Annotated in this window: 13 protein-coding genes and 1 pseudogene; 10 read left to right on the top strand and 4 right to left on the bottom strand. The window is 43.7% G+C overall.

Annotated features, from left to right (window positions below):
* Positions 1-21: 21 nt before the first annotated feature.
* Positions 22-786: an NUDIX hydrolase gene (locus tag DYD54_RS08900; protein WP_063515034.1), complete on the top strand. Its 765-nt coding sequence runs from the start codon at positions 22-24 to the stop codon at positions 784-786.
* On the opposite strand, the gene bioD is transcribed toward DYD54_RS08900, so the two are convergent.
* From bioD to nadD, 4 genes are all read right to left on the bottom strand, one after another.
* A complete protein-coding gene (gene bioD / locus DYD54_RS08895) occupies positions 783-1,454 on the bottom strand; it encodes a dethiobiotin synthase (protein ID WP_063514598.1) in 672 nt (223 codons plus the stop codon). The genes DYD54_RS08900 and bioD overlap by 4 nt on opposite strands.
* Positions 1,451-2,758 (bottom strand): adenosylmethionine--8-amino-7-oxononanoate transaminase, encoded by a 1,308-nt coding sequence (gene bioA / locus DYD54_RS08890; RefSeq protein ID WP_084260686.1) that lies wholly within the window; start codon positions 2,756-2,758, stop codon positions 1,451-1,453. The genes bioD and bioA overlap by 4 nt, the downstream gene beginning before the upstream one ends.
* Positions 2,759-2,845: 87 nt before the next feature.
* Positions 2,846-3,229 carry a ribosome silencing factor gene (gene rsfS / locus DYD54_RS08885; RefSeq protein ID WP_046700339.1) on the bottom strand — a complete coding sequence of 128 codons (384 nt, stop codon included), beginning with the start codon at positions 3,227-3,229 and terminating at the stop codon, positions 2,846-2,848.
* Positions 3,230-3,276: 47 nt separating this feature from the next.
* Positions 3,277-3,933: a nicotinate (nicotinamide) nucleotide adenylyltransferase gene (gene nadD, locus DYD54_RS08880; protein ID WP_084260685.1), complete on the bottom strand. Its 657-nt coding sequence runs from the start codon at positions 3,931-3,933 to the stop codon at positions 3,277-3,279.
* Positions 3,934-4,082: 149 nt separating this feature from the next.
* On the opposite strand from nadD, the gene DYD54_RS08875 reads away from it, so the two are divergent.
* The 9 genes and pseudogenes from DYD54_RS08875 (at position 4,083) to DYD54_RS08840 (ending at position 15,469) form a co-directional block, all read left to right on the top strand.
* Complete coding sequence (locus DYD54_RS08875) at positions 4,083-4,835, top strand: JmjC domain-containing protein (RefSeq protein ID WP_063514595.1); 753 nt, start codon at positions 4,083-4,085, stop codon at positions 4,833-4,835.
* A gap of 262 nt (positions 4,836-5,097) precedes the next feature.
* Complete coding sequence (locus DYD54_RS08870; protein WP_063514594.1) at positions 5,098-6,243, top strand: cupin domain-containing protein; 1,146 nt, start codon at positions 5,098-5,100, stop codon at positions 6,241-6,243.
* A gap of 290 nt (positions 6,244-6,533) precedes the next feature.
* Positions 6,534-6,887, top strand: a complete 354-nt coding sequence (locus DYD54_RS08865; protein ID WP_063514592.1) for a hypothetical protein — start codon at positions 6,534-6,536, stop codon at positions 6,885-6,887.
* Between the two features lie 149 nt (positions 6,888-7,036).
* Positions 7,037-7,330, top strand: coding sequence for a hypothetical protein (locus DYD54_RS11820; protein ID WP_228703546.1), 294 nt, complete (start codon positions 7,037-7,039; stop codon positions 7,328-7,330).
* Entirely contained in the window at positions 7,327-8,160 is an 834-nt protein-coding gene (locus tag DYD54_RS08860) for an HlyD family secretion protein (RefSeq protein WP_228703545.1), read from the top strand. The genes DYD54_RS11820 and DYD54_RS08860 overlap by 4 nt, the downstream gene beginning before the upstream one ends.
* Before the next feature lie 60 nt (positions 8,161-8,220).
* Positions 8,221-10,305: pseudogene (locus DYD54_RS08855) on the top strand (peptidase domain-containing ABC transporter).
* Positions 10,306-10,390: 85 nt separating this feature from the next.
* A complete protein-coding gene (gene uvrA, locus DYD54_RS08850) occupies positions 10,391-13,255 on the top strand; it encodes an excinuclease ABC subunit UvrA (protein ID WP_063514591.1) in 2,865 nt (954 codons plus the stop codon).
* A 240-nt stretch (positions 13,256-13,495) separates the two neighbouring features.
* Positions 13,496-14,533, top strand: a complete 1,038-nt coding sequence (adhP, locus tag DYD54_RS08845; protein WP_084260684.1) for an alcohol dehydrogenase AdhP — start codon at positions 13,496-13,498, stop codon at positions 14,531-14,533.
* Positions 14,534-14,737: 204 nt separating this feature from the next.
* Positions 14,738-15,469 (top strand): single-stranded DNA-binding protein, encoded by a 732-nt coding sequence (locus DYD54_RS08840; protein WP_063514590.1) that lies wholly within the window; start codon positions 14,738-14,740, stop codon positions 15,467-15,469.
* Positions 15,470-15,622 lie beyond the last annotated feature (153 nt).

The following is a 15,622-nucleotide window of genomic DNA, read 5'->3' as shown; positions in this document are numbered from 1 at the left end:
GTTTAAATGAAAATAAGTAAAATGACAAATGATTTTATGAATGATAAAGACAGCGTATTTATAGATAAACAAACGGTAAATTTACCAATCACGCACCGCTTTTATACGCTCGCCCAAGCCCTAGCGGACTATCGGGGCGTGGATATTTTGCCTTATACGGATAACAACGAGCTTTTGACGGGGCTGGTGCGTGAGGGTGCGATAAAGCATTATCAAAAATTATTAAATGACAACCCACCCCCACAGGCGTGTGTGCTGATTGTCATCACCGATGAGCCGCGCCCACGCCTTCTTCTCACACGGCGGTCGGCTAGTCTAAATAGCCATGCAGGGGAGGTGTCCTTAGTCGGTGGCAAACGAGATGACACGGACAAAAGCTCGGCAGAAGTTGCCTTGCGTGAGGCGTGCGAGGAGGTGGGTCTTGTTGGGGCGGACGCCCAGATTTTGGGGTATTTGCCGATGCAGATTTCCAAAAAGGGCTTACTGGTTCGTCCTGTGGTCGCCTGCGTGGGGGCGGAGGTGGTGGATAAGCTCGTCCCCAGCGAGGACGAGATAGCTCGGCTGTTTTGGCTACCCTTTGAAGTTCTACAAACCGTCCCTATGGATCGGGCATTTCAAAGAATGCCACCCAACAAAACTGCCAAACTCCACACCCCTGCGTGGGTCTATGACTGCGATGATGACGGTGTGCCTGAGGTGGTGTGGGGGCTGACGGGGCGGATTTTGGCAAGCCTTATGGAGATTGGTTTTGGGGTGCGGTATGCGTGGTATTATAAGGTTGTCTAAAACCTATCCGCCACTTCATCAAATGCCATGATTTGCCCGCCATCAAGTCGCAAAAATAAGGCGGTGGGGTAATTTTCTCTCACATGGTTTTGCAAAAAGCTTAGCGTGTCGGCACTGATGTCGCCATCAGTATCAAAGTGATGGTTAAACACTACCGCAAAGAGTCTAAGCCCCCGAGCGTGTATCGCCTCTAAGGTCAGTAGGGTGTGATTGATGCTACCTAAGCGAGCCGATGTAACCACAATCACAGGATAGTCGTGCGTTTTGATGTAATCTAATGTCAAAAGATGGTTTGTCAAAGGCACAAGTACTCCACCTGCCCCCTCTAACAGCACGGTATCAAATTGACGCTCCAAAAGACGGGTGGCGTGGTCAATTTGGCAAACATCGATGGTTTGATTTTCTAGGCGAGCCGATAAGTGCGGACTGGCAGGCTTGATAAGTGTAATGGGGCAGGTCGTACCATCTTTGTCCACTTCATATAAGTCTATCCCCATCAGCGTGCGATGCGTGATGATGTCATCGGCGATGTTGCCTGTCACGCCTGTTTGTATCAGCTTTTGGGTGATGACCGATTTACCATAATCAAGCAGGTGGCGAGCCAGTACCCCTGTGGCATAAGTTTTGCCGATGTCAGTGTCGATGCCTGTGATGAATAGGGTGGTCATGGCGTGTCTCCGTAAAAATACTCTTTTAAAAGCTCAACCAATTTACCGCACAATAACGCCAAATCCTCATCACTCATCACATACGCAGGCATTAGATACACAAGTTTGCCAAAGGGTCGCACCCAAATGCCGTATTTTGGCAACAGTGCCTGAAAAATGGGCATATTTATCGGCTGCCTCATCTCAATCACGCCTATCGCTCCAAGCACTCGTACGTCCGCCACTTGTTGCCATGATGTTAATGGCGACAGGTGGGCAGAGAGCTTGTCCTGCATGGCACGAGCGACAGTTGGGCTATCCATAGCCAGTACCATATCAATGCTCTTACACGCCACCGCACACGCCAAGGGATTGCCCATGAATGTAGGGCCATGCATGAGAGCAGGGTAGAGGCTGTCATGAATGGTATTTGCCACTTTATCGGTGGTCATGGTTGCCCCAAAGCTCATATAACCGCCCGTCAATGCCTTACCAAGGGTCATGATGTCAGGGCAGATACCTGCGTGATTGACCGCAAACATCGCCCCACTTCGCCCAAAGCCTGTGGCTATCTCATCACAAATCAGTAGCACGTCATAATACTGACAAAGGGCGTGCAGGTGCGACAGATACTCGGGTGAATAAAACCGCATACCACCTGCCCCCTGTACGATCGGCTCGATGATAAACCCTGCCAATCTGTCATGATACCGCCCAAAAAACCTATCCATGTCAAGCCGTGTCTCATCATTCAGTGGCGTATCAAAACCCAAAGGCGGAGACGGCAAAAAATACTGCGTGGGGAGCTGTTTACCGTACATGGCGTGCATACTGTTCACAGGGTCGCATACGCTCATGGCATGCCATGTGTCGCCATGATAGCCCGAGTGCGTGCTGGCAAAGGCGTTTTTGTGGGGCAGACCCCGTGCCAGTTGGTATTGCAGTGCCATTTTTAGGGCGACTTCCACCGCCACACTACCGCTGTCGGCATAGAATATTTTGGTCAAGTTTTTGGGGGTGATGCCCAAAAGTCGCTCGCCAAGCTCAATGGCAGGTGCGTGGGTGAGTCCGCCAAACATCACATGGCCCATCTTGCCAAGCTGTTCTGTCATGGCATGGTTTAGGCGGGGATGGTTGTAGCCGTGAATGCTTGCCCACCATGACGACATACCGTCTATGAGTGGCGTGCCGTCCGCCATGTAGAGCTGTACACCATCAGCATGACTGATGAGATGATTGTCATAGGTAGGTGGCAGGCTGGCATAAGGGTGCCAAAGGTGGGTGCGGTCAAAGCTGATAAGGTCGTCCAAGTCCATAAGTATCATTTTCCAAATTTTAAATCACTTATTATAAAAGATTTTTGGCAAATAAAAAACCGCCCTAGTGAGTTAGGGCGGTTTAGGGTGTGTGAATTACGCTTTTTGGACAGCCAGAGCTTGCAGGGCTTCTGGTGATGACCAAAGACCTTCTAGGTCATAGAATTCGCGAGCCTGCGGGGTCATGATGTGCACCACAACCGCGCCTAGGTCCACCAATGTCCAGTCGCTGTCTTTATCGCCTTCACGGCCCAGTGGCATCAGGCCTGCTTCTTTGGCAGCAGCGCCGAGCTTGTCAGCAAGTGCCTTAACGTGGCGTTTTGAAGTGGCGTTAGCGATGACGATGCGCTCGGCAACTTCGGTCAAATGCTCAACCGTCATTACGGTGATTTCTTTGGCTTTTAGGTCGTCCAGAGCTTCGGTGGCAAGTTTAACTTGCTCATCTAGGCTTAGGTTTTGAGTGTTTTGTTTGTTGGTCATGTGTTTGATCGACTTTCGTGTTGAATAACTGATTATTATAGCATAATTTAGGCATAAATGGCGTGTTTGTCAATATAATCCAGCACCATTTTTGTCAAAAATTGCCTTGCTTCTGGGTTGTGATCTGTAAGCATCTTACGAACCATGGATGATGACATGGCGGTGATGGGCGTGCTGTCTTGATAGATTCTGCCGTTTTGGGGCAAAAATTCACCTAAATCATCCGTTAAATTTTCTAATACTTGATCGGATAAATCACCAACGGGCTTAAAATCACCGCGCATGAACGCCCAAATATTCACAAAATCCAAAATCTCATCGCCGTCTTTCCAAGTAGGTAGGGCGTGTAGACTGTCTTGTCCCATGATAAAAATCAGCCGATCATTGGGGTAAATTTGACGCAGATGACGGGCAGTATTGATGGTATAGACGGGTGGCGTCTGAGTCAGCTCGTGCGTGTCGATGTTAATGGGCGTGCCTTGGGTAGCAAGGTGCAGCATCTCTAGGCGATGAGTATCTGCTGTGGGTTTGCCCTTAAAGGGGTTGCCTGCCGTGGGCAGTAGACTGACATCAATCTGGGCAAATTGACCACGTGGATCATTTTGAATGAATTGGCTAATCGCCTGATGCACGTGTGTCGCCATCTGTAGGTGTGACAGATGTACAGGGTCGAATGAGCCGCCAAGAAAGGCGCGAATGGTCATGGCTGATTGGTTAAATGGATTTGAGTTAGTGTAGCAGAAGTTAGGCAGGGTGGCAAATCAAAGACTGCCCATCAAAATAATTGAAATAATGTCTAAAATAATACTCGCAGAGATTAAACTTATGATATATCATATCTGATTAATTGATAATGATTAATGGTATCATTATATTTTATGGATACTTAAAGCATCCTTTGGCTAAGCTTTGGGTGATTTATGAGCCAACATTCCCAAATCCCTTATATATGCAACAAAGCAAATATTTTGAAGATACACACCCTTGTCCAGATACGCCTTATATGGATATTGTCCTAGAAGAGGGCGATATGTTGTATGTGCCTTGTGGTTGGTGGCATAACCCTTCTCCACTTGGGGAGGAAACGGTGCATTTAGCGATTGGAACATTTCCTGCTTTTGGCTTGGATTATATGGAGTGGCTTTTAAAGAAATTGCCCGATTTTCACGAAATCAGAAAGCCGATGTCAAATTGGCAAAATGATAATGATAATCTAAAAATATTGTCTCAAAAAATAGCCGACTTAATCACCGACCAATCCACCTACAATGAATTTATGCAAGAATTTATTGGTGAAAAACGAGTGGAGAGTAATTTGGCGTTGGAATTGTTGGGCAATGGAAAAATCAATGAATTGCCAATGACTGCTATGTTAAGACTAAATTCCAACCAATCTTATAATGAGAACGATAATTTCATTATAGCAAACGGTGTAAAACTAACATTGGATAATGATTTTAAATCAATTATTCTTTATATTGCCAATCATTCGACCGCCTCTGTGTCAGATATTTTTGATAACTTTAAAGACATAGAGCAAGAAAAATTAATGAATACCTTATATGGATTATGTCTGAACGATATTGTAGAAGTGGTTAGTTATTAACAATGTCTCTATTCCGCCAAGAAACCCTAGATACTCAAAAAACCAACTGGACGGGTACGATTATTCTGACTCGCCCAGTCAGTTTTGCTTTTATTATCAAATGTTTTCATGATAAATTTAAGGCGCTTAATCCAAAAAAATAACAACAAACGGTATATTTTTTATGATGAATCGTATTGTCTTTTTTTTGCATTTGAGTATATTATATCATAATTCATATAAATGAGCATTACTCTTGTTTTTAATCAATATCAGGAACTATATGAAACTGGATTTTAATATGTCGTCTGATGAGTTTAGGCGAGAGGTACTATACCAAAAGCCTAAGCTGTTTAAGGGTGCTGTCAAAAACCTAGACATCACATGGCGACAAATCAATGAATTGTATCAACGAGCCAACCCAATGGACGAGCTTTTTCGTCTGCGTAAAGGCGAGATTGTACCTATCTCTGAATACGTGGAGAGCTTTGATGACACTGGGCGTACTCGCCACCGTTTTATCAAACCCGCCATTTATCACCACCTGAAAAACGGTGCAACGATTGTTTATAATCGCATCAATAATGAGCCTTTTGTTGATGATTTGGCAAAGCAAGTCGCCCAGTTTGTCGATGCATCTACGGTGGTTAGTGGCTATCTTGCTTTTGGTTCGGACGCTTCCTTTAAAAGTCATTGGGATACTCGTGATGTCTTTGCGGTGCAACTCATGGGCAAAAAACATTGGGCGTTATATCAACCCAATTTTGAAAGTCCCTTATACATGCAGCAATCCAAAGATGTCGATGTGCCAGAACCGACCATACCCGACATGGAAGTGGTCTTGGAGGCTGGCGATGTGCTGTATATCCCTCGAGGGTGGTGGCACAACCCTGTACCGATGGGCTGTGAAACTTTTCATTTGGCAATCGGCACTTTTGCCCCAACAGGCTATGACTACATGGAATGGCTTACCAAGCAAATGCCCAACATCTTACCATTGCGTTATAACTTATCTGATTGGGAAACCGACAAAAACAACATCGCCCAAGCCTGCACCCAACTATCTGCCATGATGACCGACCCTATTATGTATGATAGGTTCATGCAGGAATTTTTGGGTAATCATCGCCTAGATACTCGCTTTAATATGGAGTTGTTTGGCAATCCCAACAATGATAAGTTGCCACCAGAAAGTAGACTTAGCCTCAATGTGGTAGACATACGCACATTGGATAAAGGCTATCTGATTTCAAATGGCACCAAGATTAATGTGGATGAGCTGAGTAAAAAATTCATCAACATCATCATTAATCACCAACCCATTGCTTTATCGGAAGTATTAACACATTTTGATAAGGCACAACATGAACACATTCAAAAACTTGCTTATGATTTGGCGAATTTTGATATTATGGATGTCCTAAGATAGGTAAAATTATTATTCAACAAATATTGTATTTACAAACTGCATAGGCAAAGTATATAGTTATGATTATTGAAGGTTGGTTAAAGACATATTTAACAATTATTTCTTTTATTTGTATTGTTACACTACTTATAAAGGAAAACACCGTAAAACCACTTGATAATAAACATGTGGAAACATGCAGGGTTATTGTTGGAGTTTCTTTTTTTCTAATGGCAATTCCTTTATTTCCACTATTTTTTCTACAAATATATAGAATGTTTTTTAATTTTTCTTAACCATTGGAGAATGTTATGCGTGAATTGTCTATTCATGAATTGTCTTTTGTGTCAGGTGCTGGATGGCTTAGACCATTGGTAGAAGGAGCGAAAGCACTTGCTAAAAATCCAGTAGCTCAAGGCGGTGCAACTGGTGGTGCAACATACGTTGCCAGCAATGTAGCCGCTGGCAATGATATGACAGTAGCAGGAGCAACTGGTTCTACCGTTGCAGGTATGTTTGGTGTTAGATTTGGTGGCAAATTTAGTGCCGCTTTTGCAGGTGCGACGGCAGGTGGATTAGCTGAAAGAAGTGTTAATGGTGTCAATACCATACTTAGACCAGATGATAAAAATCAGGACAAATCAGGCAATTACTACGGTCATTAGTTAAGTCATTTTATGCCCAACTTATTCCGCCAAGAAGCCCTAGATGCTCAAAAAACGAACTGGACGGGACGATTATTCTTACCCGTCCAGTTAGCTTTACCTTTCTTACTTTTTGTGCTTTGTTAATTGGTTTGGTATTGGTTGCTTTTTTGATTTGGGGCGACTATACCAAACGAAGCACAGTAAAGGGTCAGCTTATCCCAGAGCGGGGACTGATATATAGCCATAGCCCTACAAGTGGCGTGATAATAGAAAATTATGCCTATGATGGTAAAGTTGTAAAAAAGGGCGAATTGCTATATAAAATCTCTACTGCCCATTATGGCGAAAATGGCAATACTCAAAAGGCGATTGGCGAACAGTTGGCTATCAAAAATGAATTAATAAAAAGTCAAATCTTACCACCAAACAATCTAATGAAAATGAACTGCGAGCAATTTTGACTGGTATAGACAGATTAAAATCAGACCAAGAAAAATTGATTGCTCAAATCAAATTGCAAGAAACCCAAGTGCAATTAGCCTTTGATAATCTAAATCGCTATAAAGAGGTGCAATTGATTGATGGTGTATCGGCTACCGATGTTAATCATCGCCAAATGGAATACAATGCTCAAAATGAACAACTAAATACGCTAAATAGAGAACTCAATAATCTCATTCAACAAATCAAAGAGCAAGAAATTACGCTCAATAGAACCAAGCAATTACACAAATCCACTATTGGACAATTGCAACAATCTTTGTCTGATAATGTTCAATCTAATATCCAAAACAAAGCAAATGAAATTATTGCCATTTATTCTCCGATTGATGGGGTGATTAGCAATACGCATATTAAAATTGGACAGTATATTGATAGTTCAAAGCCATTATTAACGCTACTGCCAAATAACCATCATATCATTGCCGAAATGTATGTACCAAGTCGTGCCATTGGTTTTGTCAAAACTGGTGATGAGGTACTGCTCCGCTATCAAGCCTATCCCTATCAAAAATTTGGACACGCCAATGCACAAATCATCTCGGTAGCAAAAACCGCCTTAGCAGGACAAAACATCCAAAGCATTGGCATTGTGTCACAAAACGAGCAAATGACTAATGAACCTTTATACATTGTACGTGCAAAATTAGAAAAGCAAACGATAAAAGCCTATGGCAATGACCTGCCCTTACAAGTGGGTATGACATTAGAGGGTGATATATTGCACGAAACTAGGAAGCTCTATGAGTGGGTATTGGAGCCTTTATATAGCATTACTGGCAAAATCTAATCAAGCATTTATTGTCGTTGGGTGCGTGGCACCTTTTTTATTTTTTAATGATGGATGGTTATGAATTACTGGGAAAATATTTCTTTGGGTTTTGGGCATAAATTGCCTGTAATATTGCAAACCGAAAATTCCGAATGCGGATTGGCGTGCATTGCAATGATTGCTCATTATTATGGTTATCATACGGATTTGTTTAGTTTAAGACAAAAATATCCCATTTCACAAAAGGGTGCAACGCTACACACCCTAATTAAAATTTGCCAACAAATAAAATTAAACACTCGTCCTTTAAAGTTAGAATTAGATGAATTAAAAGAACTGCGTACGCCTTGTGTTTTACATTGGGATTTAAATCATTTTGTGGTATTAAAATCTGTTGGCTTAAATAAAATTACCATCATTGACCCTGCAGTCGGTCTTAGAGTATTAGAATTAAAAGAAGTTTCCAAGCATTTTACAGGCATTGCCTTAGAGATATGGGCGGATAATTATTTTGAGAAAAAAGAAGAAAAAACACAAATCAAAATTTTTAAACTCTTTGGTGAAATTAAAGGACTATGGAAATCGTTAAATCAGATTTTAATTTTAGCCATTATATTAGAAATATTTGCTTTAACCAGCCCCTTTTTTATGCAATGGGTAATTGACCACGCCATCGTATCGGCTGATTTAAATTTATTAACCACACTTGTGATTGGTTTTGGCTTGTTAATGTTTTTAACACAACTGATTAGTTTATTACAAGCGTGGATTGTGATGTATTTAGCAACCACCTTAAATGTGCAATGGAAAGCCAATATTTTTAATCATTTAATTCATTTGCCAAGTTCATTTTTTCAAAAAAGGCATTTGGGCGATATTATTTCTCGTTTTGGCTCTATTGACAGCATTCAGTCTACTTTAACCACAAGTTTTTTAACCGCCATTTTGGACGGTTTAATGACGATTTTTACCTTAATTTTGATGTTTTTTTATAGTCCAACTTTGGCTTGGATTGCCATTGGTGCAATGGCGATTTATGGCACTTTAAGATGGGCTTGGTATATGCCACTTAGACGAGCCAGCGAAGAAGCCATTATTCATAGTGCCAAGCAAAGCAGTCATTTTATGGAAACAATGCGGGGCATTCGGGCGATTAAACGATTTGACAAACAAACTTTACGCCAAAACACCTGGCAAGCTTTATTCGTTAATCAAATCAATGCAGGATTAAAAACGCAAAAATTAGGTTTGGCATTCGGTTTTTTTAATGGCATTGTTTTTGGATTGGAAAATCTGATTATTATTTATTTAGGGGCAAGCTATGTGATAGATGGTACGTTTACTGTTGGGATTTTGATGGCATTCATTGCTTATAAAAATCAATTTGGTGGACGAGTCAGTAGTTTGATTGATAAATTTGTAGAAGTGAAAATGCTGTCTTTACATGCCGAAAGACTTGCTGATATTGTTTTGACCGAAAAAGAAAATCAAGAATTTATATTATATTAACCAAAAATTGAACAATATGACATTGAAGTGAAAAATCTATCATTTAAATATAGTGATGATGAGCCAAATATTATTGAAAATTTAAGTTTTTATATCAAAGAAAATTCATCAGTTGCGATTGTTGGAGCAACTGGTTGTGGTAAAAGCACCTTAATGAGTTTATTATTAGGCGAATTAACCACCAATAGTGGCGAAATTAAAATTGCAGGGAAATTAATTAAAACCATGAATGATGTCAATGCCTTAAACTGTGTGGCGTGTGTCAGTCAAGATGATGTATTATTTGCAGGTAGTTTATTGGAAAATATCAGCTTTTTTGATGATAAATTGGATAGAGAATGGGCAGAACAATGTGCCAAAATGGTTGGCATTCACGATGAAATTATGGCAATGCCGATGAATTATCAAACCTTAGTAGGAGATATGGGGAGTGTGTTATCAGGTGGACAAAAACAGCGAATATTTATCGCACGGGCTTTGTATCAAAAACCGAAAATTTTATTAATGGACGAAGCAACCAGTCATTTAAATGTTGAAAAAGAACAAGAAATTAATGAAATGATTAAATCTTTAAATATCACAAGAATAATGATTGCCCATCGCCCAGAGACGATAGCGAGTGCAGATAGAGTAATTTGCCTAAATAAAATCTAAGCGTACTTTAAAAAGCGTGCCATTTGCCCCATTATGTTTTATCATATGATTGAAACATAAAAGACGAACAATAAGGCAAAAACCCATGGCACACGAATACATCAGCATCAAAGGGGCAAAAACCCATAACCTAAAAGACATCGATGTCGATATTCCACGAGACAAGTTAGTCGTGATTACAGGTTTATCAGGTTCGGGCAAATCATCGTTGGCTTTTGATACGCTCTACGCCGAAGGGCAAAGACGTTATGTGGAGAGCTTGTCTGCTTATGCTCGCCAGTTTCTAAGTCAAATGGAAAAGCCTGATGTAGATAGCATTGAAGGCTTATCCCCTGCCATTGCCATTGAACAAAAATCAACCAACCACAACCCTCGCTCCACCGTCGGCACGATTACCGAAGTGTATGATTATTTGCGTTTGCTATTTGCTCGTGTCGGCACGCCCCATTGCCCCGAGCATGGTTTACCCATGGTCGCCCAGACGGTGAGCGAAATGGTGGACGACATTCTTGCCAAACCTGACGGCACACGGCTCATGCTCCTTGCCCCTGTCGTGCGTGAGCGTAAGGGCGAGCATATCGCCCTATTGGAGAGCTTACAGGCACAGGGCTTTACCAAAGTTCGCATTGACGGGGCAGTCTATGACATGGACGAGTTGCCAACCCTTGCCAAAACGCACAAACACACCATAGATGTAGTGGTGGATAGATTTAAGGTGCGAGATGATTTGGGAAACCGAGTGGCGGAGAGTTTGGAGACCACGTTACGCCTAGGCTCGGACATTGCCATTTTGCACAACATGGACGATGAGAGCGAGACGGTGCTGTCCGCCAAGCACTCTTGCCCTGCCTGTGATAGGGCGGTGAGTGAGTTAGAGCCACGCCTGTTTAGCTTTAACAATCCCGCTGGGGCGTGTCCGTCCTGCGATGGGCTTGGTAAACGCCAGTATTTCTCTGCCGAACGTATCGTTACCGAACCTGCCAAATCCTTAAATCAAGGGGCGATACACGGTTGGGACAAACGCCATGCGTATTATTTTGGGCTATTGACAACCGTTTGCACGCATTTTGGTATTGATATGGATAAGCCGTGGCAAGACTTAACCAAAAAAGAGCAAACTATCATTTTAAACGGTTCGGGCAAAGAAAAACTGACCTTTAATTTTACCGATGAGCGTGGGCGTAAAACAACCAAAACCTTGCCATTTGAAGGGATTTTACCGTACCTAGAACGCCGTTATCACAGCACCACCAGTAGCATCGTGCGAGATGAGCTTGCCCAATATTTATCCGATACGACTTGTAACGTGTGTCATGGTGTTCGCCTAAATGACATCGCCCGTAACGTCAAAGTGGACGGACGGGGCGTGGGCGACATCATTGCCCTGCCGATAGGGCAAGCGTGGGAATATTATGAAAACCTGCACATTGGCGGACACAAAGGCGAAGTGGCGGATAAGATTTTTAAAGAAATCCGTGAGCGTTTGGGCTTTTTGACCAAAGTGGGGCTAGAATATTTGACCCTTGCCCGCTCTGCCGAGACGTTATCGGGCGGAGAAGCCCAGCGTATCAGGCTAGCCAGCCAAATCGGGGCAGGGCTTATGGGGGTTATGTATGTGCTTGACGAGCCGTCCATTGGCTTGCACCAACGAGACAATGACCGCCTGTTATCCACGCTGACGCACCTGCGAGACCTAGGCAACACCGTCATTGTCGTGGAGCATGACGAAGACGCCATTCGCACCGCTGACCATATTATTGATATTGGCGTGGGGGCAGGCGTGCATGGGGGACGTGTGATTGCCACAGGGACGGCGGACGAGATTGCCAAAAATGATGATTCATTAACAGGGCAATATTTATCTGGCAAAAAACGCATTGAAATTCCCAAAATCCGCCACAGTGCCAAGACAGGCGAGATTAAAAAAGGCAAAAAAACCATTACCGAACCCCTATATATCCGCCTAGACGGAGCCAAGGGCAATAATCTAAAAAATGTAAACCTAGCCATCCCAATCGGCGTGATGACCTGTATCACAGGCGTATCAGGCTCAGGCAAATCCACGCTCATCAACCGCACGCTCATGCCCCTTGCCGCCACACACCTAAACAACGCAACTACGCTCGCGCCTGAGCCTTATGACAAAATCACAGGGCTTGAACACCTTGATAAAATGGTGGACATAGACCAAAGTCCAATCGGTCGCACGCCACGCTCCAACCCTGCCACTTATACGGGCGTGTTTACGCTCATCAGAGACCTATTTACCCAAACCCCTGAAGCTCGGGCAAGGGGCTATAAGGCAGGGCGGTTCAGCTTTAACGTCAAGGGCGGTCGCTGTGAAGCCTGTCAAGGGGACGGCATGATAAAGGTGGAAATGCACTTTTTGCCCGATATGTATGTGCCGTGCGATGTCTGTGCAGGCAGTCGCTACAACCGTGAGACCTTAGAAGTCCACTACAAGGGCAAATCCATATCGGACGTGCTTGCCATGACGGTAGAAGATGCGTTGGCGTTTTTTGAAGCAATCCCTGCCATTCATCGCAAATTAGAAGCCCTGATGCAGGTGGGCTTGGGCTACATCACGCTTGGGCAATCCGCCACGACATTGTCAGGGGGCGAAGCACAGCGAGTTAAGCTCGCCAAAGAGCTTGCCAAACGAGACACAGGGCAAACCCTTTATATCCTAGATGAGCCGACCACAGGACTGCATTTTCATGACATTGCCAAACTCTTGGATATTTTGCACACTCTACGAGACAAGGGCAACACGGTGGTGGTGATTGAGCATAATTTGGACGTCATCAAGACGGCTGACCATATCGTGGATTTGGGCTATGAGGGCGGAGATGGTGGCGGTCAGATTGTGGCGGTGGGTACGCCTGAGATGGTGGCACAGGACGAGCGGTCGCATACAGGGCGGTTTTTAAAGCCGATGCTTGGTATGTAGAATTGGGATAAAAAATATCGAACAGACCGCTCATCTTGGGCGGTTTTTTCGTTCGTCGGCATTCTTTATAAATTATGTTATAATATAACTATATGAATTTTATGGATTTTTTTATGAAATGCACTTGCATTAGTGGATGATTTTTTGCATAATTGAGTTGCCAGATGTGCACTTTTTGTACAACAAAACGGCAAAGGTGCTTTTGGTATGTCAATCATTGAAGAACAATAGGAGGTTGTAATGAAAATGAAAGCTGCCATCGTCAATGCAAATGCTCAATGCTGTGTTGAAGTGGTTGAAAAAGACATTCGCCCGTTGGCATATAATGAGGCATTGGTTGAGGTTGAGTATTGTGGCGTGTGTCATACCGACCTGCATGTCGCTGCTGGTGATTATGGCGATAAAGAGGGTGTTGTGCTGGGACATGAAGGCATCGGCATCGTCAAAGAAATCGCTGATGGCGTGCAGGCGTTGAAAGTTGGCGACCGTGTGAGCATCGCATGGATGTGGAAGAGCTGCGGTGCTTGTGAATACTGCAACACAGGGCGTGAGACGCTATGCCGCAATGTACTAAACGCAGGCTATACGGTCGATGGTGGTATGGCGACACATTGTATCGTCAATGCCGACTATGCGGTCAAAGTGCCAGACGGACTAGACCCAGCCCAAGCGTCCAGCATCACCTGTGCAGGGGTTACCACCTATAAAGGCATCAAGGTGTCAGGCGTGCGTCCAGGTCAGTGGATTGCCATCTATGGTGCAGGCGGTCTGGGTAATTTGGGTGTACAGTATGCCAAAAAAGTTTTTGGGGCTCATGTGGTCGCCATTGACATCAATGATGAAAAACTGCAATTCGCCAAAGAAGTGGGGGCGGATTTGACCATCAACCCAAATAAAGAAGACGCTGCCAAAGTCCTACAAGATAAGGTGGGCGGTGTTCATGCAGCGGTCGTAACTGCCGTCTCAAAGGCTGCCTTTAATTCAGCGGTTGATGCTGTGCGAGCAGGCGGACGAGTGGTGGCGATTGGTCTGCCGCCTGAGAGTATGGATTTGTCCATCCCACGCATCGTGCTAGACGGCATCGAAGTGGTCGGCTCGCTGGTCGGCACTCGTAAAGATTTAGAAGAAGCATTCCAATTTGGTGCTGAAGGTCTGGTTGTGCCAAAAGTACAGCTTCGAGCCTTAGACGAAGTGCAAGAGATTTTCCAAGAGATGTATGATGGCAAAATCACAGGACGCATGGTGATTGACATGAAGCAGTGCTGTCATCATCACTAGATGATGATTTGTCAATCAACAAAAATCGCTCGGGAAGGTCTGGGCGATTTTTTATTTGGGCATCAGCAAGGCGAATATCTATAAGTTAATACAAAAAAGACTGGTATTTTTTATAAATTTTCGTTAAAGTAGGCATACAGACTTAGTTGAATAACAAGAGCGGTCTGTAATGGTCAAATTTTATGTCAGTGAATAGAGTAAATTATGAGTAGTGTAAATAAAGTCATCATCGTCGGTCGCTTGGGCAATGATCCAGAAGTGCGTGCCTTTCAAAATGGCGGCGGCGTAACCAACATTTCGGTAGCGACCAGTGAGCGTTGGACGGATAAGAACACAGGCGAGCGTAAAGAGCAGACAGAGTGGCACCGCATCAGCCTATTTAACCGCTTGGGCGAGATTGCCGCTCAATACCTACGCAAAGGCAGCATGGTCTATATCGAAGGCAGCCTGCAAACTCGCAAATACACAGACGCTCAGGGCATTGAGCGATACAGCACCGAGATTCGTGCATCAGAGATGCGTATGCTTAGCTCAAACAATGAGCAGGGCGGTGGCTATGGCAACCAAGGTGGCAATTACGGCAATAATTTTGGTGGTTATCAAAACCAGAATAACCAACAATGGGGCAATAACCAGAACCGCAGTTTTAATCAAAACCAAGGCTATCAGCAGGGTCAAGGTTTTAATGATTATAATCAGGGCGGTCAAGACGGCTTTGGTCGTCATCAAGGTGGTAACTTCGGTCAAAACCCGAACACGCAAATTCAAAATGGCTTTGCTGGCCAAGCCCCTGCCCAGTCGCCTAGACCAACTCAGAACAACATGGCGAATAATAACTCATTTGGCGCACCATCTGCAGCACTAAAAGCAGAATCTGCGCCACCTGCAGCCAAGCCTGCAGCGTCAAATGTTGAAGATGATGACATCCCATTCTAAGTTGGCTTTAGAAATTTAAGCCAAACAAAAAACAGTCCTTAGCGGACTGTTTTTTGTTTATTATGGTTATGATTTGGCTGATGAATTGATAAATATCAAGCCTAAAAATCAAGCAAATACCTACCCCTACCCCCTTAGTATTATCCCCCTAGC

It is taken from the genome of Moraxella ovis (assembly GCF_900453105.1).
Taxonomy (GTDB): Bacteria; Pseudomonadota; Gammaproteobacteria; order Pseudomonadales; family Moraxellaceae; genus Moraxella; species Moraxella ovis.
Note: the sequence above shows the minus strand (reverse complement) of the source record. Positions and strands in the feature narration are given on the sequence as shown.

Excerpts from the sequence above, each read along its gene's own strand:
- DYD54_RS08900 (WP_063515034.1), top strand. The coding sequence starts at position 22 with ATGACAAATGATTTTATGAATGATAAAGACAGCGTATTTATAGATAAA.
- bioD (WP_063514598.1), bottom strand. The coding sequence starts at position 1,454 with ATGACCACCCTATTCATCACAGGCATCGACACTGACATCGGCAAAACT.
- bioA (WP_084260686.1), bottom strand. The coding sequence starts at position 2,758 with ATGATACTTATGGACTTGGACGACCTTATCAGCTTTGACCGCACCCAC.
- rsfS (WP_046700339.1), bottom strand. The coding sequence starts at position 3,229 with ATGACCAACAAACAAAACACTCAAAACCTAAGCCTAGATGAGCAAGTT.
- nadD (WP_084260685.1), bottom strand. The coding sequence starts at position 3,933 with ATGACCATTCGCGCCTTTCTTGGCGGCTCATTCGACCCTGTACATCTG.
- DYD54_RS08875 (WP_063514595.1), top strand. The coding sequence starts at position 4,083 with ATGATTAATGGTATCATTATATTTTATGGATACTTAAAGCATCCTTTG.
- DYD54_RS08870 (WP_063514594.1), top strand. The coding sequence starts at position 5,098 with ATGAAACTGGATTTTAATATGTCGTCTGATGAGTTTAGGCGAGAGGTA.
- DYD54_RS08865 (WP_063514592.1), top strand. The coding sequence starts at position 6,534 with ATGCGTGAATTGTCTATTCATGAATTGTCTTTTGTGTCAGGTGCTGGA.
- uvrA (WP_063514591.1), top strand. The coding sequence starts at position 10,391 with ATGGCACACGAATACATCAGCATCAAAGGGGCAAAAACCCATAACCTA.
- adhP (WP_084260684.1), top strand. The coding sequence starts at position 13,496 with ATGAAAATGAAAGCTGCCATCGTCAATGCAAATGCTCAATGCTGTGTT.
- DYD54_RS08840 (WP_063514590.1), top strand. The coding sequence starts at position 14,738 with ATGAGTAGTGTAAATAAAGTCATCATCGTCGGTCGCTTGGGCAATGAT.